Annotated in this window: 19 protein-coding genes; 14 read left to right on the plus strand and 5 right to left on the minus strand. The window is 67.9% G+C overall.

What is annotated here, in order from left to right; translation table 11 throughout:
- Positions 1-12: 12 nt before the first annotated feature.
- Entirely contained in the window at positions 13-1,230 is a 1,218-nt protein-coding gene (gene chrA, locus ACP3TD_RS16245) for a chromate efflux transporter (protein WP_426764015.1), read from the minus strand.
- A gap of 120 nt (positions 1,231-1,350) precedes the next feature.
- Between chrA and trxB the strand changes: the two genes are divergently transcribed.
- The 3 genes from trxB (at position 1,351) to ACP3TD_RS16260 (ending at position 3,021) form a co-directional block, all read left to right on the plus strand.
- Positions 1,351-2,328, plus strand: coding sequence for a thioredoxin-disulfide reductase (gene trxB / locus ACP3TD_RS16250; protein WP_426764016.1), 978 nt, complete (start codon positions 1,351-1,353; stop codon positions 2,326-2,328).
- A 145-nt stretch (positions 2,329-2,473) separates the two neighbouring features.
- Positions 2,474-2,698, plus strand: coding sequence for a hypothetical protein (locus ACP3TD_RS16255; RefSeq protein WP_426764017.1), 225 nt, complete (start codon positions 2,474-2,476; stop codon positions 2,696-2,698).
- A gap of 89 nt (positions 2,699-2,787) precedes the next feature.
- A complete protein-coding gene (locus ACP3TD_RS16260) occupies positions 2,788-3,021 on the plus strand; it encodes a hypothetical protein (RefSeq protein ID WP_426764018.1) in 234 nt (77 codons plus the stop codon).
- Between the two features lie 67 nt (positions 3,022-3,088).
- On the opposite strand, the gene nhaA is transcribed toward ACP3TD_RS16260, so the two are convergent.
- On the minus strand, positions 3,089-4,438 hold the full coding sequence (nhaA, locus tag ACP3TD_RS16265; protein ID WP_426764019.1) for a Na+/H+ antiporter NhaA: 1,350 nt from the start codon (positions 4,436-4,438) through the stop codon (positions 3,089-3,091).
- A gap of 185 nt (positions 4,439-4,623) precedes the next feature.
- Between nhaA and ACP3TD_RS16270 the strand changes: the two genes are divergently transcribed.
- Entirely contained in the window at positions 4,624-5,061 is a 438-nt protein-coding gene (locus tag ACP3TD_RS16270) for a hypothetical protein (protein ID WP_426764020.1), read from the plus strand.
- Positions 5,062-5,100: 39 nt separating this feature from the next.
- On the opposite strand, the gene ACP3TD_RS16275 is transcribed toward ACP3TD_RS16270, so the two are convergent.
- Positions 5,101-5,226 (minus strand): hypothetical protein, encoded by a 126-nt coding sequence (locus tag ACP3TD_RS16275; RefSeq protein ID WP_426764021.1) that lies wholly within the window; start codon positions 5,224-5,226, stop codon positions 5,101-5,103.
- Positions 5,227-5,265: 39 nt separating this feature from the next.
- On the minus strand, positions 5,266-6,081 hold the full coding sequence (locus ACP3TD_RS16280; protein ID WP_426764022.1) for a PAS and ANTAR domain-containing protein: 816 nt from the start codon (positions 6,079-6,081) through the stop codon (positions 5,266-5,268).
- Positions 6,082-6,380: 299 nt separating this feature from the next.
- Between ACP3TD_RS16280 and ACP3TD_RS16285 the strand changes: the two genes are divergently transcribed.
- The 8 genes from ACP3TD_RS16285 to ACP3TD_RS16320 all read left to right on the plus strand — a co-directional run bounded on the left by ACP3TD_RS16285 (position 6,381) and on the right by ACP3TD_RS16320 (position 15,628).
- Positions 6,381-8,570, plus strand: a complete 2,190-nt coding sequence (locus tag ACP3TD_RS16285; protein ID WP_426764023.1) for a heavy metal translocating P-type ATPase — start codon at positions 6,381-6,383, stop codon at positions 8,568-8,570.
- Positions 8,571-8,687: 117 nt separating this feature from the next.
- Entirely contained in the window at positions 8,688-9,206 is a 519-nt protein-coding gene (locus tag ACP3TD_RS16290; RefSeq protein WP_426764024.1) for a hypothetical protein, read from the plus strand.
- 65 nt (positions 9,207-9,271) lie between these two features.
- The gene (locus ACP3TD_RS16295) at positions 9,272-9,889 is read left to right on the plus strand and encodes a DUF305 domain-containing protein (RefSeq protein WP_426764025.1); all 618 of its coding nucleotides are present in this window, start codon (positions 9,272-9,274) and stop codon (positions 9,887-9,889) included.
- A 135-nt stretch (positions 9,890-10,024) separates the two neighbouring features.
- Positions 10,025-10,672 (plus strand): low molecular weight phosphatase family protein, encoded by a 648-nt coding sequence (locus tag ACP3TD_RS16300; RefSeq protein ID WP_426764026.1) that lies wholly within the window; start codon positions 10,025-10,027, stop codon positions 10,670-10,672.
- A 156-nt stretch (positions 10,673-10,828) separates the two neighbouring features.
- Complete coding sequence (locus ACP3TD_RS16305) at positions 10,829-11,944, plus strand: LCP family protein (protein ID WP_426764027.1); 1,116 nt, start codon at positions 10,829-10,831, stop codon at positions 11,942-11,944.
- Positions 11,945-12,029: 85 nt separating this feature from the next.
- Positions 12,030-13,727 (plus strand): alkaline phosphatase D family protein, encoded by a 1,698-nt coding sequence (locus ACP3TD_RS16310; protein ID WP_426764028.1) that lies wholly within the window; start codon positions 12,030-12,032, stop codon positions 13,725-13,727.
- A gap of 151 nt (positions 13,728-13,878) precedes the next feature.
- Positions 13,879-14,655 (plus strand): histidine phosphatase family protein, encoded by a 777-nt coding sequence (locus ACP3TD_RS16315; protein WP_426764029.1) that lies wholly within the window; start codon positions 13,879-13,881, stop codon positions 14,653-14,655.
- Positions 14,633-15,628: an ADP-dependent NAD(P)H-hydrate dehydratase gene (locus tag ACP3TD_RS16320; protein ID WP_426767276.1), complete on the plus strand. Its 996-nt coding sequence runs from the start codon at positions 14,633-14,635 to the stop codon at positions 15,626-15,628. Before ACP3TD_RS16315 ends, ACP3TD_RS16320 begins: the two co-directional genes overlap by 23 nt.
- 376 nt (positions 15,629-16,004) lie before the next feature.
- Here ACP3TD_RS16320 and ACP3TD_RS16325 read toward each other — a convergent pair whose 3' ends face one another.
- Positions 16,005-16,427, minus strand: coding sequence for an Hsp20/alpha crystallin family protein (locus ACP3TD_RS16325; protein WP_426764030.1), 423 nt, complete (start codon positions 16,425-16,427; stop codon positions 16,005-16,007).
- Between the two features lie 699 nt (positions 16,428-17,126).
- On the opposite strand from ACP3TD_RS16325, the gene ACP3TD_RS16330 reads away from it, so the two are divergent.
- Both ACP3TD_RS16330 and ACP3TD_RS16335 read left to right on the plus strand, forming a co-directional pair.
- On the plus strand, positions 17,127-19,364 hold the full coding sequence (locus ACP3TD_RS16330) for a S9 family peptidase (protein WP_426764031.1): 2,238 nt from the start codon (positions 17,127-17,129) through the stop codon (positions 19,362-19,364).
- A 165-nt stretch (positions 19,365-19,529) separates the two neighbouring features.
- Positions 19,530-19,736, plus strand: coding sequence for a DUF2945 domain-containing protein (locus ACP3TD_RS16335; RefSeq protein ID WP_015938198.1), 207 nt, complete (start codon positions 19,530-19,532; stop codon positions 19,734-19,736).
- Positions 19,737-19,740: the final 4 nt, after the last annotated feature.

Consider the following 19,740-nt stretch of genomic DNA (forward strand, 5'->3'; position numbering starts at 1 on the left):
GCTTTCCCGGAGTCAGCCGGCGAGCGCCAGCAGCACTCCCCCGGCCGCGCCCACCAGGACCACGGCCCACGGCGGCGCCTTCCACGCGATGAGCAGCACGAAGCAGACCAGACCCAGGCAGAACGGGCCCGGCCCGGTGATGGCAGTGGTGAACAGCGGGTTGTACAGGGCGGCAGCCAGGATGCCCACCACGGCGGCGTTGGCGCCCCGCATCAGGGCCTGCGCCCCGGGCCGGGACCGCCATGAGTTCCAGAACGGCAGCACGCCGGTGAGCAGCAGGAACCCTGGCAGGAAGATGCCGGCGAGCGCGACGGCGGCGCCCGCCACGCCGCCCGGACCGTATCCGGACGCCGTGCCCAGGTAGGCCGCGAAAGTGAACAGGGGCCCCGGCACCGCCTGCGCGGCGCCGTAGCCTGCCAGGAACTGCTGGTTGGACACCCAGCCGGGGTCCACCACACCGGCCTGGAGCAGGGGGAGGACCACGTGCCCGCCGCCGAACACCAGCGCCCCGGCCCGGTAGAACGCCTCAAACAGGGTGATCCCGGCCGAGCCGGTGGTCAGCGCCAGCACCGGCAGGCCCAGCAGCAGCAGCACGAACAGGGCCAGGCAGATGATGCCCGCTGTCCGGCTGACGGGGAATCGCATCTGTCCGGTGAGATCGGTGGTGCCCCGCCGGCAGACCAACAGCCCGGCGAGCGCGCCGAACAGTATTGCCGAGATCTGGCCGGCGGAACCGGCCAGCAGGGAGGCGGACAGGGCCGCGACGGCCGCGATCGCTGCCCTCTCCCGGTCCGGGGTGAGTGCCCTGGCCATCCCCCACACGGCCTGGGCCACGATGGCCACGGCCACGATCTTCAGTCCGGTGAGGATCCCGGACCCCACGGCACCCTGGAACAGCGAGGCTCCCAGGGCGAAGGCGACCAGCAGTGCCGCCGACGGGAGGGTGAAGGCGAGGAACGCGGCCAGCGCGCCGAGGGGGCCGGCGCGGTGCAGCCCCATGCCGAAGCCCACCTGGCTGGAGGCGGGCCCGGGAAGGAACTGGCACAGGGCCACCAGGTCCCCATATTCCCTGTCGTCCACCCACTTGCGCCGCCGTACCAGCTCGTCGCGGAAATAGCCCAGGTGCGCGATGGGGCCGCCGAACGAGGTGAGGCCCAGTTTGAGGAAGACCCGGAAGACCTCCCAGGCCGAGCCGCGGGCAATGATTGATCCTGATGCTTCGCCGGTCATGGGGCTGCCACGGGGAGCTGTGGTGGGGTCATGCGCCCATTATGCAGCGGATTGACAGGGGCCGATGACCATTGCTCCACTGGAGGGGCGCGCACGCCCGCTACCTCCAAGGAGAACCCCATGAGCAACGAACAGCTGATCATCATCGGCTCCGGCCCCGCGGGCTACACCGCCGCCATTTATGCCGCCCGCGCCGGCCTGGCCCCGCTGGTGCTGGCCGGTTCCGTCACCGCGGGTGGTGCGCTGATGAACACCACCGAGGTGGAAAACTTCCCCGGCTTCCCCGCCGGCATCCAGGGCCCGGAACTCATGGACGGGCTCCAGCAGCAGGCCGAGAAATTCGGTGCCAAGGTGGTGTTCGACGACGTCACGTCCGTTGACCTGAAGGGTTCCGTCAAGCGCGTGGTCACCGGCGCCGGGGAGACTCACGAGGCACCCGCGATCATCCTTGCCACCGGCTCCGCCTACAAGGAACTGGGCCTGCCCGAGGAAAAGAAGCTCAGCGGGCACGGGGTGTCCTGGTGCGCCACCTGCGACGGGTTCTTCTTCCGTGAACAGGACATCATCGTCGTCGGCGGCGGCGACTCCGCCATGGAGGAAGCAACGTTCCTGACCCGCTTCGGAAAGTCCGTGACCGTCGTGGTCCGCAAGGGCGAACTGCGCGCCTCCCGCATCATGGCGCAGCGCGCCAAGGACAACCCCAAGATCCGGTTCGAATGGAACTCGGCCATCACCGCCATCCACGGCGACACCAAAGTCACCGGAGTCACCCTGGCGGACACACGCTCCGGCGAAACCCGGGAACTCGGCGCCACGGGCATCTTCGTGGCGATCGGCCACCTGCCGCGCACCGAACTGCTGACCGGCCAGGTGGACCTGGATGACGAGGGCTACATCAAGGTGGACTCCCCCACCACGTGCACCAACCTCTCCGGCGTCTTCGCCTGCGGTGACGCCGTAGACCACCGCTACCGCCAGGCCATCACCGCAGCCGGTACCGGCTGCTCCGCCGCCCTGGATGCCGAGCGGTACCTGGCAGCACTGGACGACGCCTCAAGCATCGCCACCGCCCTGGTGGAGGAGCCCACGCACGGCTGATCCGCCGCAGGTGTGCCGAAAAGTGGGGGCCGGAAAACCTTGCCGCAGCAGATGTTGTAAGTAAACTTAGTACATTCATTGGATGGGCCTGGGAGAGGCAGCTGCTCCTCCCCGGGGTGGGCTCCCAGTACGAAGGCGGCACGCCATGACCGGCAATCCCAGAACTCCGCTGTCCATCAGCGAAGAAGTGGCCCTCCTGGACCTCCAGCTGCAGGCCATGGAGATCATCGAGGAGATTCTCAGCGGCGCGGACCCCCGTGAGGCCGGCGCCCGCGCTTCCCTCAGCCTGTTCGTGGACCGCAACCCGGGCCAGCCACAGCGTGCCCTGCTTCTTCACATGCTGAGCATCCGGCGCACCAACCCCAACTGACACAGAAAGATCACCCTGCGGAAACACTCCTGCAACCTCGCCACGGCAAGCTGGGGTTACGGGGACACAACCAGCAGGAGGCAGCCCGCATGGAGGCACAGGGAGTCAGTACCAGTCAGCTCCGCATTGGAGACAACATCGAGGCGTGGCACCGGGGCAAGCTGTTCCACAGCGGCCGGGTAACCGGGGTGGTGCCAGCACTGGATCTGTTCTGGATCCTGGACGCACGGACCGGTGCGCGGAAGCTGCTGGACCCGGAGGCGCTGGAGATCCGCCACGTGGAGGCACCCGCGGACCCCCTGCTGGGACTCGCCCCGGCCTAGCCGGCCACAGATAACCACGACGCCGGCACACGGGTAGGTGCCGGCGTCGTGCGTCCGTGGGGTTTACCTAGCCGCGGCCCTGGTAGACGTCCGGGATGCCGTCCTGGTCCGCGTCAACCTTTTCCAGTTCCTCGGCCTGCCGGTATTGCCGGTTCCGGGTGCGGAGGATGATGCTGGCCAGGACGGCGGCGAGCAGCGACGCGGTCAGGATGCCCACCTTGGCATGGTCGTCATGGATGCTGCCCTGGCCAAAGCTGAGCTCGGCCACCAGCAAGGACACGGTGAAGCCGATGCCGGCCAGCAGGGCAACGCCAAAGATGTCGATCCATCGGTAGGAATCGTCCAGCTTTGCCTTTGTTGTCTTGGTCAGGAGCCACGTGGCGCCGAGGATGCCGATGGGCTTGCCCAGGACCAGCGCCAGGATGATGCCCAGCGCCACCGGGTCGGTCAATGCCGAGCCGAGTCCCTCCCAGCCGCCCACGGCCACGCCGGCGGAGAAGAAGGCAAAAACCGGCACGGCAATGCCGGCGGAGATCGGCCGGAACCGGTGCTCAAAAATTTCCGCCAGGCCGGGCCCGGCTTCCGGCCCGCCGCTCGCCTGCGACCGGATTACCGGAACGGCGAAGCCAAGGAGCACGCCGGCAACCGTGGCGTGGATGCCGGAGGCGTGCACCAGCGCCCAGGCAGCAAACCCCAGCGGCAGCAGGATCAGCCAGGCCGCGGCCATGTGGGTGCCGAAGAAGCGGCGGTACTTCTGGACCAGGAATGTGAACAGAGCCAGCGGAATCAGGGCCAGCAGCAGCGGACCCGCCTGAATGTCGCTGGAGTAGAAGAACGCAATGATGCTGATGGCAATCAGGTCGTCCACCACGGCCAGGGTCAGGAGGAAAATGCGGAGGGCGCTGGGCAGGTGCGATCCGATCACTGCCAGCACCGCCACGGCGAACGCGATGTCAGTGGCGGTAGGGATGGCCCAGCCGCGCAGTGCCTCCGGGTTGGAGAAGTTCACGGCGGCGTAAATCACCGCCGGGACCAGCACGCCGCCGGCGGCGGCCAGCACCGGGACGATGGACGTACTGATCTGGCGCAGGTCCCCGGCCACGAATTCGCGCTTGAGCTCCAGGCCCACCAGGAAGAAGAACACCGCGAGGAGCCCGTCGGCGGCCCAGGCGCCCAGGCTCAGCTCCAGGTGCCAGGGCTCGTAGCCCACGGTGATGTCCCTGAGGGCGAAGTAGCTGTCCGACGCCGGCGAGTTGGCCCAGATGAGGGCGATCACCGCGGCGGCCACGAGGAGGGCGCCGCCCACGGTTTCCTTGCGGAGGATCTCGCCGATGCGCAAGGCTTCGGCGTAAGAGCCACGGGCCAGGATGGAGCGGCGGGGCTGGGGGTTGTGCGGGGGCTGCGGGGCGGAGGTCACGGCAGGGTCCTGACTTTGGGGGTCGACGAAACTATGCCGACCAGACTTCCCGGCTCACCTTTATCCATCGTACCGGCCATTGGACGGCGCAGACGAAACGGTCTGCTTGCGTATGACAAGACCCACCAAAAAAGGTGCGATAGCGTCATTGGCACGGTAGTGACGATCCTGGGGGGAAACAGATGATGAAGCTCAAAGACGCGGCAACGGTTGCAGTGCTGGCGGCTCCACTGCTGCTCGGTGGCTGCGCGAGCGACGGGTACGGCCTTGATGCGCTGAAAGCCCCTGCCGGACCCGAGGATACGTTCCCATACGATGCCAACTTTCTGGAACAGGTCGACCGCACCACCCTGCGTTTCCTGGTGGAAGATGACGGCCGGAAGTTTTTTGCAGCGCAGAGTTCTGATGGCGCCCAGGCCTGCCTGGCCGTGGTCAACGTGAACCAGCAAGTCACCGATTACGCGGGATGCGCGGCGGCAGCTGGCAGCTCCAGCAACAAGATCGTGACCGTCAGCGGAACCGACAAACGGCCCGCAGTCCTGGTGCCGGACTATGCCGACGCCGTCCAACTGGAGTCTGAAGGCTTAAGGCGCATCCATCAGAACGTGTACGTAAGCCAGTAACCGGCCTACTTCGCCAAGAATCCGATCACCACGCGGTTTTTATTCCTCCGCGTGGCTCACGTTGCAGCCGTGCGGCGCATCCTTGATGACGTGGACTTCGCTGTCCACCAGCGCGGCGTGGGTCCGCTGGCCGGATCCTTCGAACGGCGCCCGAAGACCAGTCATTCGGCAGCATGCTGACTTGTGGATGGATCCCGCTGGGCGTCAGCCTGTGGGGCGGCGGCCGGCGCCCGGGCGTGCCGTGGGAGGGCGGGGCGCTGGGCCGGGGACGGCGGAGCGTCCGGCAGCTACCGAGGAAGGTCCAGGGGCGGCGCGGCGTTCCGGTGCCGCCCGGGCGGCCTGTTGTTCCCTGGGCTTGTCCCGGTCCCCCGAAGCTGCGGGCGCCCGTTCCGCGATGGCCCTAACGGCCTTGATCAGGTACTCCCGCGCGTCCTCCGAGTTGGCCAGCTGCACCAGTTCCGCCGCCACTGCCACCAGCTTGACGTTCCGGTAGCTGCTGGTGGCCACCAGCAGCTGGAAGGCTTCGTCGGAGCCGATGCCGAGCAGGCCCATGAGGATACCCCGCGCCTGGTCGATGACGGTGCGGGTGGACGTAGCACCGGCCACCGCATCACGGGCGGTCTGCTCGGTTTCGCGCTGCAGGGTTGAGGTGAGGTCCACCATCACGCCCTCAATCACCGTGACCTTGCCGTCCGGGCCAATAATGCCTTCGCCTGAGGACAACACCCTTTTGGTTTTGCCTTTGGAATCGATGATCCGGTGGTACATGCAGAAGTACCCACCGGTTTCGGCTACCTGGGCCACGATGGCTTCGCAACGAGGCCGGTCCTTGGGATGCTTGTGGGCGAACAGCAGTTCCAGGGTGGGAACCACGTCGCCGCGGCGGTAGCCGTGCAGCTGGTACATCCCATCGGACCAGGAGAGCTTCCAGCCATCCACCTCCGCCGTGTAGGTTCCGGCGACGCAGTCGTCGTCCCCCAAGGCACTCGAATACGTGTAAGGGCCGGGCACATCCTTCACAGGGGCCACCTCCATGTAGCATCCGCTCCGCCCGCACAGGCATGCTCTCCCCGCGCGGGCCTTTATATAAGTATGACGGACGCCAGATTAAGTTGATAGGCAGGACCGCTGGTTCCCCGGTCGCACGCCGTCCGCAGCCCTTGACATCTATACCCCCTAGGGGTATCTTCAAAGTGTTGTCAGTGAAGTGGTATGTCCCGGCCGGCGCCCCTGGGGCGCCCAGCTTTCACAGCCGTTCAATCCCAGCGCCTGCTTGTCCACAAGGATTCTTCCTTCAGCAAGAAAAGGACCTGACTCCCATGCAAGACCATTCCCATCACCATCACGACGGCGGCCGCCAATCCGCTGGCGCGGCCACCGACGCCCGGGCTGCTGCCGCCCCTTCCGGGCACGGGCGCGTCCCCGGCCCCGGGCAAGCTCCCGGCCACGCGAACACCGCGGCATCCCTGCAGCACGGCGCCCACCTGCACCACGATGACGACCACACGGTCCACACGACGGGCCAACACGCCGGGCACAGCACCGCCATGTTCAGGAACAGGTTCTGGCTCACGCTGGCCCTGTCTGTTGCCGTGGTCTACTTCAGCCCCATGGTGGGCCACCTCCTGGGCTACATGGCGCCCGTGTTCCCGGGCTCGGCTTGGATCCCGCCGGTCCTGGGAACCGTCATCTTCCTCTACGGCGGCCAGCCGTTCCTCAAGGGCGGGCTGCAGGAGCTGAAGGACCGCCGGCCGGGCATGATGCTGCTGATCGCCATGGCCATCACGGTGGCGTTCGCCGCCTCATGGGTCACCAGCCTTGGCATCGGCGGGTTCGACCTGGACTTCTGGTGGGAACTTGCCCTGTTGGTGGCCATCATGCTGCTGGGCCACTGGATCGAGATGCGCGCCCTGGGATCGGCGCAGGGGGCTTTGGATGCCCTAGCCGCGCTGCTGCCAGACGAAGCCGAGCGCATTACGGAAACCGGCACCGAAACCGTTCCCGCCTCCGAACTCCAGCCTGACGACCTGGTCCTGGTCCGCTCCGGCGCCCGGATGCCTGCCGACGGAACGGTAGTGGAAGGGCAGGCCGAGGTTGACGAATCCATGATCACCGGCGAATCCAAGACCGTGCCCCGCGGGCCTGGAGACGCCGTGGTGGCCGGAACCGTGGCCACCGACACCAGCGTCCGCGTCCGGGTCACCGCAGTGGGCGACGATACCGCCCTGGCTGGCATTCAGCGGCTGGTGGCCGAAGCCCAGTCGTCATCCTCGCGCGCCCAGGCCCTGGCCGACCGCGCCGCAGCCTTCCTGTTCTACTTTGCCGCCGGCGCAGGTGTCCTGACATTCATCGCCTGGACCCTGCTGGGCAGCATCCCGGAAGCCGTCACCCGCACCGTGACCGTCCTGGTCATCGCCTGCCCCCACGCCCTGGGCCTGGCCATTCCGCTGGTGATCGCCATCTCCACTGAACAGGCAGCCCGCGCCGGGGTGCTGATCAAGAACCGGATGGCGCTGGAGCGGATGCGCACCATCGACGTTGTCCTCTTCGACAAGACCGGCACGCTCACCACAGGCGCACCGCAGCTCAAGGATGTGGCAGCTGCCGAAGGAGTGGATCCCGATGAGCTGCTGGCCCTGGCCGCCGCCGTTGAGTCGGACAGCGAGCACCCCGTGGCCCGGGCGATCGTCCGGGCGGCCCGCGAACGGAACCTCACCCTTCCGGTTGCCACCGGTTCCACCTCCCTGACCGGCCGCGGCGTCAAAGCCGGCGTGGACGGACGCACCGTGCACGTGGGCGGGCCCGCGCTCCTGCGCGAGCTGGGCGCCGTCGAACCTTCCGCGCTGGCGCAGTCCACCCGGGCGTGGATGGACCGCGGCGCTGCCGTCCTGCATGTGATTGACGACGACGGCCGCGTGCTGGGCGCCGTCAGCCTGGAGGACGCGGTGCGTGCGGAGTCGCGCCAGGCCGTGGCGGCGCTGCAGAACCGCGGCGTGAAGGTGGGCATGATCACCGGCGACGCCCGGCAGGTGGCCCAAGCTGTGGCCGAGGACCTGAACATCGACGAGGTGTTCGCCGAAGTCCTGCCCGCGGACAAGGACAAGAAGGTGGCCGAACTGCAGGCCCGCGGGATGAAGGTGGCCATGGTGGGCGACGGCGTCAACGACTCTCCGGCGCTGGCCCGCGCAGAGGTGGGCATCGCCATCGGCACCGGGACGGATGTGGCCATGGAATCAGCAGGAGTGGTGCTGGCCGGCAACGATCCGCGTGCGGTGCTGTCCATGGTGGACCTCTCCCGGGCAAGCTACCGCAAGATGTGGCAGAACCTGGTGTGGGCCACCGGCTACAACATCCTGTCCGTGCCGCTGGCCGCGGGTGTCCTGGCGTTCGCCGGAGTGGTGCTCTCACCGGCAGCCGGAGCCGTCCTGATGTCCGCATCCACTATTGTGGTGGCTCTGAATGCCCAGCTGCTGCGGCGGGTGAAACTCAACCCGTCCGAGGTACGTTGAAAGAACTGGGCACCGCCTGTCCTGAAGCAGTCCCGTTCAGCAGCAGTCCAGTCCAGCCCGATCCAAAGCAGCCCAGTCCAGAATGATCCAGTCCAGACCCGCGAAGGAGGAACCAGCATGACCGCACGCGCCAGCGTCCTGTCGGCAGCTTTCCTCCGCGCGGGGCTACTGGCTGCGGTGCTGGCCATCGTGGCCGGGATCTTCGGCATGCACGTTATGACCGCGGACCATTCGTCCCACGCAGCCCACACGGACGTCACCCGCACTGCCGGGGACGCCGCCGTCGGGCATGCTCCCGTTGGGCATACCGCGGAGGAACACGCCGCCGTGGGGCATACGGCCGGGCACGCCGCCGTCGGACATTCTGCAACTGGCCACCCAGCCAGCACGGCAGACGCAGCTGGTGCGGGCCCATCCTTCACCGCCTCCGAATCCTGCAGCGCAGGCTGCCCGGATGCGCGGGAAGCCGGCGCGTCCTGCACCCCGCTGGCAAAGGCCGGATCGCTGGCGGCCGTCCCGCCCCCGGCCGGCCACATCACACTCCTGGCGCCGGCGGCCAGTACCCGCGGGGCCACCGGCTACTCCTTCATCCCGCCCAGCCCGACGCCCTGCGAACTGTCCATCAGCCGGACGTAAGCCGACTGCGCCGCGCGGCCACCCGCGCACCGAGCCAGTTCAACTACTTCCCTGAAGGACCAACAATGACCACGAAATTCAAGACGCTGACCCTCGCAGCCGCCCTCGCAGCCTCCCTGGGGCTCGCCGGTTGCGGGACCGGATCCGGGACCCCCGGCAGCACCATGCCCATGGACCACGGCAGCTCCGCGCCGATGTCCAGCATGATGCCGGACGCCAACGCGGACCATAACCAGGCGGACATCATGTTTTCCCAGATGATGATCCCGCACCACCAGCAGGCCGTGGAGATGAGCGACATCCTGCTGGCCAAGCCCGGCATCCCTGCCCCGGTGGCCTCGCTCGCCACGCGGATCAAGGACGCGCAGACACCCGAGATCAAGCAGATGACCGGCTGGCTGGAGGGCTGGAACGTGCCCACCATGATGAGCGACCACTCCGGCCACGGCATGGGCGGCATGGTGGATGACGACGGCATTGCCCGGCTCAAGGCCGCACAGGGCACCGACGCCGCCCGCCTCTTTCTCGAGCAGATGACCGGGCACCACGAAGGCGCCATCGACATGGCCCAGCAGGAAATCGGTTCGGGCAAGTACCCCCAGACCATCCAGCTGGCCCGCGACATCGTCAAGGCCCAGGAAGCCGAAATCACTGAGATGAAGGAACTCCTGGCCGGCCTGTAACTCCTTCGCTCCGCCGCGCGCCCGCCAGTGGTGGGCGCGCGTGCGGGGTGGGGCGGCCGCCGTCGGGCGTGTGCGTGTTAAGTTGAGAGGCACGGACTGTACGGTCCCGGCATCGGCTGGAAAGAGTAACTTCCCTTGGATATCCCCGCACCCGTAAGAATCCTGACCGTCTGCACGGGCAACATCTGCCGCTCGCCTGTGGCCGAACGGCTGCTGCAAACAGGGCTCAACCAGGTGGTGCCCGGCGGGTTCGAGGTGGCCAGCGCCGGAACCCGGGCCATGGTGAGCGATCCCATGCAGCCGATTTCGGCGGACATCGTGCGGACCTACGGCGGGAACCCGGACGGCTTCGAGGCCCGGCAGCTCAACTCCAGGATCCTCCGCGGCGTTGACCTGGTGCTCACCATGACCTCCGGCCACCGCGGCGAGGTGCTGCAGCAGGACGCGTCGATGCTGAAGCGGACGTTCACCATCCGCGAGTTCGCCCGGATGCTCGATGTGCTGGACAGCCGTGCCACGGACGCCCCCGCCGAGGAACACCGTGACGCCGACCCGCTGGCCGCGAACACCGCGTACTGGCGGAGCCTCCCGGCCCGTGCTGCAGGCGTCCGGCACCTGGCGTTGCCGGCGGATTCCGCCGAGAACGACATCATTGACCCGTACCGGCGCTCCCCCGAGGTGTACCGGCAGATGGAGGACGAGCTGGCCCCCGCCATCGTGTCCATCCTGCGGCACGCCCGCCTCAACTCTCCGGCTCGCGGGAACGTCCCGAACTCGCTGTAGCGTCCCTGCGAATTCGGTGTCATCACGACGGCGGCACCCAGCTGAGTCCGGCCCGTGACCACCCTGCAGGTGACAGTTTGGCCACGGCTGTAGCCAACCGGGCACCGGCGGGCGGACACTGATCCCACCACAGTCACGGTGAGGTGAGGGGGCACTATGAGCACACCAGGCGGTTCGGACCCATCCGGTCCTGCCGGACCCAGGAACCCGGGCACCTCACAGCACGGCCGGTGGATGGTGGCGCACGGCCGCCGCCGTTGGATCGCCGCGTTGCTGGCCCTGGTCCTGGTGGCTGCCGCCGTCGTGGCCGTGGTGAGCCTTACCCGCGCCGGCAACGTCACGCCGCCGGCCGCCCAGGGCACCGCCACCCAAAGCGAGACCACCATCCCCACGCCGTCGGAAAGCCCATCGGAAACGCCGCCACCGGCACCACCGCCTATCGCGGAACTGCCGCCCGGGGCAATGAACATCCTGGTGATCGGCAGCGACATCCGCGGCACACCAGCAAAAGATGCCGCCGCTCATACGGCAGCCACCGGCGAAGTCCAGGATCAAAGGGCGGACACCCTGATGGTGGTCCACGTTCCGGCGGACCGCAGAAACCTCTACCTCATCTCCATCAATCGCGATACATGGGTGGACGTCCCCGGTCTGGGCGGAGCCAAAATCAACGCAGGGCTGCAGTACGGCGGCATCGACATGCAGACGGCTGCTGTGCAGCAGCTGCTCGGAATCACCATCGACCACACCCTGATGCTGGACTTCGGCGGCTTCAGGATCCTGGTGGATGGCTTGGGCGGCATCGACGTCAACGTGCCCGTCCCGTTCCAGTCGACCATCGAAACCGAGCATGTGTTCCCCGCCGGCATGAACCACCTGGACGGCCAGGCGGCACTGGAGTTCTCCCGGGAGCGGTACGCGTTTGCCGACGGCGATTTCCAGCGGGTCCGCGACCAGCAGATCATGCTCCGCGCCATCCTGGCCCGCCTCACCGCCGGCGGGGCGCTGAACGACGTCACAGCGGTGCGGTCCCTCGTGGAGTTCGCGTCCTGCTGCCTCACCGTGGACAAGGGCTTCGACCCCATCCAGGCCGCCATCCTGGCCTACAGCCTGCGGAACCTGGATGCCGGTGCGATCCGCAGCATGACGCTTCCGACGGCGGGGTCCGGGTTCATTGCCGGGCAGTCGGTGCTGTTCCCGGATTACGGCGGCATCGCAGCGGTGGGTGCAGCGCTGCGGGAGGGCCGGATCGGCGAGCTCGCGAGGGAGTAGGGAACGGGCGCTGTTCAACCCTGGCTTACCCGCCGTTCACCTTGCCGAAAAGACCTGTGCGCACGGCGGCTGAAGGGTGGAGGGCATGACTGACATCCCACGCCGCACCATCGTCAAGGGCTCCGTGCTCGCCGCCGCACTTGCCTCCGCCCCGGCCGCAGCAAACGCCGCCAACGCCACCGCGCCCGCCGCACCCACCCGGTCACCAGCCGGTGTGGCCCTGGTCCGGAACCGGCTGACGCTCCCCAGCGGCATCGCCACCGGTGACGTCACTTCCGATTCGGCTGTCCTGTGGTCCCGGTCCTCGGAGGCAGGCCGCATGACGGCGGTGCTCCGGGCAGTGGACGACGGCGGCGCGGTCCTGCGCGGTCGGGGCGCCTTTGAGCGGGTCATCCGCGGGCCCCGGGCCACCCAGGCGTCCGACTTCACCGCGAAGATCCACGCGGGAAACCTCCCGTCCAACACCCGGTTCGCCCTGGAGATCAGTTTCGAGGACGACGGCGGGGCGGCCGGAGAATCGGCCCGCGGCACCTTCCGCACTGCACCGGACAGGGGCGCGGTGAACGGCAAGGGACGCGCCGGTGACACAAACAACGGAGGCGACGTCCCGGCGTCGTACGCGCAAAGCTTCGTCTGGACCGGCGACACCGCGGGCCAGGGCTGGGGCATCAACGAAGAGGTGGGCGGCATGTTCGGCTACCGGGCCATGCACCAGACCCGGCCGGATTTCTTCATCCACTCGGGCGACACCGTGTACGCGGACGGCCCGCTTACCGACACCGTGGTGGAAAAGGACGGGCGGGTGTGGCGGAACCTGGTCACGGAGGAGGTGTCCAAGGTGGCCGAGACGCTCACCGAGTACCGAGGCCGGCACCGCTACAACATGATGGACGCCAACATGCGCGCCATGTTCGCGGACGTCCCGGTGATCGCCAATTGGGACGACCACGAGACCACCAACAACTGGTACCCCGGCGAAATCCTGGACGACCCCCGCTACTCCGTCCGGGACGTCAACGTCCTCGCTGCCCGCGGTCGGCAGGCCTGGCAGGAAAACATGCCCATCGCGGACAGCAGCACGTTGTGGCGGCCGGGCACGTTCGACGACGGCGGCCAGTACCAGCCGGCCCGCATCTACCGGAAGATCTCCCGCGGCCCGCAGCTGGATATCTTCTGCCTGGACATGCGCACCTTCAAGTCCCCCAACACGGACGGCAAGGAGGCGTACGCCACCAACATCCTGGGCCAGGAGCAGGTGGACTGGCTGATCCGGGAGGTGTCGAAGTCCAAGGCGACGTGGAAGGTCATTGCCGCGGACCTCCCGCTGGGCATCATCGTGCCGGACGGTGCCGTGAACCAGGAGAGCCTGGCCAACCGCGACGACGGCGCTCCCCTGGGCCGCGAACTCGAGATCGCCGGGGTGCTGAGCGCCTTCAAGAAGAACCGCGTGAAGAACGTGGTGTGGCTGACCGCAGACGTGCATTACTGCGCGGCCCACCACTACTCCCCCGAGCGCGCAGCGTTCACCGATTTCGACCCGTTCTGGGAGTTCGTGGCCGGGCCCATCGCCGCGGGCTCGTTCGGACCCAACGCCATGGACGGCACCTTCGGCCCGGAGGTGGTGTTCGCCAAGGCGGGCCGCTTCCCGGGCGAATCACCCCGCGACGGCGAAAACCAGTTCTTCGGGCACGTCCAGCTGGGCGAGGACAACAGTTTCACCGCCAGCCTCCGGAATGCCAACGGCGCCACAGTGTTCTCCAAGGTGCTGACGCCGGAGCGGTAGGACCCACGACGGTGGCCGTGGCACCCTTGGACTCGGGCAGCGGGTGCCACGCCACCGTCCGTCCGTCCGTCCGTTTATCTTTCCGGCCCTGTGGGTACGGCCGCTGGTAGTGTTCCGGATTCGGCACGGACGCGGACGGGGAGTGATTTTCATGGACGACGACGGACTGACGGAAGCGGTGCAGGAGGCCGGCGCGGTGGAGCTGCTGCTGATCCGGCACGGCGAGAGCGAAGGTAACGTTGCCGCCACCGAGGCACACCTGGCGGGCGCTGAGATCATTGAGGTGCCGGCACGCGATGCCGACGTGAACCTCTCCGATGTGGGCCAGGAACAGGCCGCCGCACTGGGGACGGCCCTGGCGCGGATCGCCGAGGACTGCCGGCCGGACGCTGTGGTGTCCTCCCCCTATGCGCGGGCACACCAGACGGCGGAAATCGCTGTCGGAACCGCCGGTTGGTCCGTGAAGGTGCAGGTGGACGAGCGGCTGCGTGACCGCGAACTGGGCATCCTGGACCGGCTGACCCGGGTGGGCGTTGAGACGCGCTACCCGGAGGAGGCCGAACGGCGGTCCTGGCAGGGGAAGCTGTACTACCGTCCGCCGGGCGGGGAATCATGGGCCGATGTGGCGCTCCGGCTTCGCTCCGTGCTGGCCGAGCTGAACAACCTCGGCACCGGGCACCGGGTGATGCTGGTCTGCCACGACGCCGTCATCCTGCTGTTCCGCTACCTCCTCGAGGGCATGTCCGAGCAGGAGCTGCTGGACCTCGCGGCCAGCACGTCGGTGCTGAACGCGTCGATGACCCGGTATGTGCGGCCGTCCGGTGCGGGGCCTTGGACGCTGGAGAGCTTCAACGTCGCTGACCACCTGGCCGAACAGGGCGTCGCGGTCACCGAACATGCCGGAGATGCCAGTGTCCGGCCGCGGTGACTCCGGCCCGGAGCTGGTGACGCCATCGCTGCTGCGGGACTGGCGGCTGCCTGCTCCTGGCGAGGACAAGTATTCGCGCGGCTCGGTGCTGGTGGTGGGCGGTGCGCGCGCCACCCCGGGTGCTGCACTGCTGGCCGGCGCCGCCGCGTTGCGGGCCGGCGCAGGGAAGCTGACGCTCGCCGTGGCCGAATCCGTGGCGGTCCAGGTGGCTGTCGCCCTGCCCGAGTGCGGTGCCCTCGGGCTCCCGGAAACCGCTGACGGCTCCGTCACGGCTGAGGGCGTGGACCGGATTTCGGCCAACCTGGACTCGGCCGACGCCATCCTGGTGGGCCCCGGGCTCGACGATCCGGACCTGGCACGGGAGCTTCTTGAGGCGCTCCTGGCCCGCGAAGAAGCAGCCGGTTCTTCAGGGGACGCTGCCGGCGACGGGCAAGCCGGTGGGAAGCACGACGACGGCGGCGCAGGCTCCGGCGCGTCCGGCCGGGAAGGAGGTCCCGCCGTCGTCCTTGACGCCTTTGCGCTGGCCGCGCTCACGGAGCTGGAGGACCTGGTGGGGCCGTGGCGCGGGCGGCTGATCCTGACCCCGAACCCCACAGAGGCCGGCATCCTGCTGGGCCGGGACACTGAGGACCTGGAAACGGACGTGGCCGAAATCGCCCGCAGGTTCGGCGCGGTGGTGAGCTGCCAGGGCCTGATCGCCCGGCCGCCAGGCGTTGGTCCGGAGGAGTCCGGGCTGTGGAAGATCACCACGGGGTACGGCGGGCTGGGGACCTCGGGCAGCGGGGATGTCCTGGCTGGGGCGATCGCCGGTGTGCGGGCCCGCGGAACCACCGGCGCGCAGGCAGCCTGCTGGGGCACGCACCTGCACGCGGCAGCGGCGGACCGGCTGGCCAGCAGGATGGGACCGCTCGGATTCCTGGCCCGTGAGCTCGCCGACGAACTGCCGGCGCTGATGCTGGAGCTTGGTACCTGACCCAGCCCCGGCAAGCGGATGGCCCCCTGCATTAACGCGGAGGGCCACCGTCTCGGAGGGGATCACTCGCAACTGCCGATGCGCTACCGGCGCTGTGGCGTTCCATAGTGGCAATCGCCCAAAACTGGCAGATACAACGCGTTCGGATCCTCCCGGTATCCCCGTTCTACACCCGCCGGGACGCCCATCACAAGGCATCCCCGCCGGTAACTTGGACGGCCCCCGGCCGAAAGCCGGGGGCCGCCGTATCAGGAAGCGCGGGCACAGCTGCCGGTGCGCTGTCTGGCGCTGTGGCGTGCACAAAGTGGCGAATCGCCCAAGAAGGCAGTCAACACAAAGGCCCGGCGTCCCGATCCCTTAGCGATTTTCAGCGGGATTAGGCTGCGATTTCCTGCTTGGCCCCCTTCATCTCGATTTCGATCTTGCGCGGCTTGGCCTTCTCGGCGACCGGGATCCGCAACGTCAGGACACCGGCGTCGTAGCTGGCCTTCACGTTTTCCGTATCGAGGGTGTCGCCCAGGATCAACTGGCGGCTGAAGACACCGCGCGGCCGTTCGGAGGCGATCAGTTCGGTGTTGTTGGTGGCGGGGTCCGGGCGTTCGGCGCGCACTGTCAGCACGTTCCGTTCAACATCCAGGTCCACTGACTCAGGCGAAACTCCGGGAAGGTCGAAGGCGACCACGAAGTCATGGTCCTCCCGCCAGGCGTCCATCGGCATGGCTGCCGGACGGGCCGCCGTGCCGAGGACCTGCTGGGCCAGCCTGTCCAGCTCGCGGAACGGATCGGTTCGCATCAACATGGCTTCCTCCTCATAAGGGTGGTCCAACACTGTGTAAGTTTTCAGCCGATCTATGGTGGCTGATATAGATTTTTTAGCACCGGCGGCACAGGTATGCAAGCCCAGCCGGTGAAGATTTTTTGGGGGCCAGGGCAGGACCCGGGGCAAGCCAAAGGGCCCTCCGCAGATCTGCAGAGGGCCCATTCGAAGGGTTCTACGTGGCCGGCTAATCCCGCGTGGGATCAGGGCGGAGGGGTGCCGGCCCGGGGTCCGGGACAGGAAGCGGTCCGGGAGGCTCGGGAGCGGGGAACGGGCTGGGCGCCGGAGGCCCTGGGTGGCCGGGCTGCGTGGGATCAGGCGATGTTGGATCCGGACCGGGCTCCGGCGGGAACGGCGACGGTTCGTGCACTGGCGGGATGGTCATGGATCTTCCCCTCTCACGCTGGGCGGCGCCTGTACCAAGCCAGGTGCCTTGAACTGAACACGATACGCCTGCCACCCCCGGCCGGACAGGCCCGCTCCCCCCCGCAACGCCCGCCCACATCCGGCGGCTCTCACCCCCACGCCCGCGCCCAGAGTTCCCCGCTCCCCTGCCACTTAGGGCTCCCAGCGTCGGGTGCTACGTGCCCTACAACCGGGGGTGGCGGGGAAACGAGAGGGGTTTCTTCCCCGGTAGCGAACGCCGGCCACGGCGGGGTGCCCGGTCTATATATTGAGTCCATGACCTCCACTCCGCTGCAGAACTCCGCCAGCACGCCAGCGTCCGCCGCCATCCCGCCCGTGGCCAAGAAGGTGCCCACCGAAAGGACGCACCACGGGGACACCTACGTGGACAACTATGAGTGGCTGCGGGACAAGGAGTCCGCCGAGGTGGTGGAGCACCTGAAGGCCGAGAACGCCTACCAGGAAGCGGTCACCGCCCACCAGGAACCGCTGCGCGAAGCCATCTTCCAGGAGATCAAGGGCCGCACCCAGGAAACCGACCTTTCGGTTCCGCACCGCAAGGACGGCTGGTGGTACTTCAGCCGCTCGGTGGAGGGCAAGGAGTACGGCATCCAGTGCCGTGTCCGCGCCAGCGACACCGATGACAGGATCGCCGACTGGACCCCGCCGGCCGTGGAGCCCGGCGTCGAAATTCCCGGCGAAGAAGTCCTGCTGGACGGCAACGTCGAGGCCGAGGGCAAGCCGTTCTTCTCCGTGGGCGGCACCGCCGTGACAGTGGACGGAACCCTCTACGCCTACGCCGTGGACAACTCCGGCGACGAACGCTTCACCCTCCGGATCAAGGACCTCCGCACCGGCGAACTGCTCCCGGACGTCATTGAAAACATCTTCTACGGCGTCTCTTTCTCCCCCGACGGCAGCCGTCTCTTCTACACCGTGGTGGATGACTCCTGGCGCCCGTATCAGGTGAAGGCGCACGTCCTTGGCACCCCGGTCAGCGAGGACACGGTGATCTACCAGGAGGACGACACCGCCATGTGGCTCGGCTTCGAGCTCTCCTCGGACCGGCGCTACCTGGTCCTGGGCATCGGCTGCTCCGAGTACAGCGAAACCCGGCTGCTCCGCTTCGACGACCCCGCACAGCAGCTCATCACAGTCATTTCGCGGGACGAGCGCGTCCTGTACGAGGCTGAGCCGTTCCTGCTCGATGGCCCGGACGGCGTCAGGGCCGAGAAGATCCTGCTCACCCACAACCGCGGCGCCATCAACTCCATGGTCTCCCTGGCGGACCCCGCCGAGCTGGCAAAGCCGCTGGCGGAGCAGGCCTGGCAGACCGTCGTCGAGCATTCCGACGACGTCCGCGTCAACGGTGCCAGCGTCACCTCCACGCACCTCATCGCCTCCATCCGCAAGGACACCATCGAGCGCGTCCAGGTGATGGGGCTGGCCGGGCTGGGCACGCCGGCGCAGCAGGCCCCGGTGGAACCCGCGTTTGACGAGGAGCTCTACACCGCAGGGGTGGGCGGCTCGGACTACGAGGCACCCGTCATCCGGCTGGGTTACACGTCCTACTTCACGCCGTCGCGCATTTACGACTTCGTCCTGCCCACCGCGGAGCAGCCCTCCGGCGAGCTGCTGCTGCGCAAGGAGAGCCCCGTCCTGGGCGGTTACGACGGCAGCGACTACGTGGCCACCCGTGAATGGGCGACGGCGGCGGACGGCACGCGCATCCCGCTGTCCGTCCTGCGGCACAAGGACATCAGGCAGGATTCGACGGCGGCCGGCCTGGTATACGGGTACGGCTCATATGAGCTGAGCATGGACCCCGGGTTCGGGATCGCGCGGCTCTCGCTGCTGGACCGCGGCGTGGTGTTCGTGATCGCCCATATCCGCGGCGGCGGTGAGCTGGGCAGGCACTGGTACGAGGACGGCAAGAAGCTCACCAAGAAGAACACGTTCACGGACTTCGTGGACGCCACGGACTGGCTGGCCGGTTCTGGGTGGGTGGACCCTTCGCGGATCGCGGCGCTGGGCGGCTCGGCGGGCGGCCTGCTGATGGGCGCCATCGCCAACATGGCACCGGAAAAGTACAAGGCCGTCGTGGCCCAGGTGCCGTTCGTGGACCCGCTCACCAGCATCCTCGACCCGGACCTGCCCCTCTCCGCCCTCGAGTGGGAGGAATGGGGCAACCCGATTACCGACGCTGACGTGTACGCGTACATGAAGTCCTACTCGCCCTACGAAAACGTGCGCGACATGGCGTACCCCAAAATCGCCGCCGTGACGTCCTTCAACGACACCCGCGTCCTCTACGTGGAGCCCGCCAAATGGGTGCAGGAACTGCGGAACCGCACCACCGGATCCGAGCCGATCCTCATGAAGATCGAAATGGACGGCGGCCACGGCGGCGCCTCCGGGCGGTACGTGCAGTGGCGCGAACGGGCATGGGACTACGCGTTCATCGCCGACTCCCTGGGCGCCACCGAACTGCTGCCGGGGGCCGGGCTGAAGTAGGCCCTCCTGGAGCGGAGCGTACGATGGCGGCCCCGCGCCGCCGTCGTACGCCCGCCTTCTCCCCCGCGCCCGGATGCCGTCCCCTTCACAGGTACCCAGAAATGATCACCATGCTTACTATTGTTGGGCAGTTGTTTTCCGCCGCACGAAGCCGAAGGAGCAGCAATGTCACTCAGCAAGGGAACGCACGTGGAGTGGAACACCTCCCAGGGCAAGACGCACGGAAAGATCGTTGAGAAGAAGACCAGCGACTTCGAACTGGACGGCAACACCCACCGCGCCAGCAAGGATGAACCGCAGTACGTGGTGGAGTCGGACAAGACCGGCGCCCGGGCAGCGCACAAGGCGTCGGCACTGACCGAGAAGAAGTAGCGCC

Source organism: Pseudarthrobacter sp. 1G09 (assembly GCF_050038305.1).
GTDB classification, from domain to species: domain Bacteria; phylum Actinomycetota; class Actinomycetes; order Actinomycetales; family Micrococcaceae; genus Arthrobacter; species Arthrobacter equi.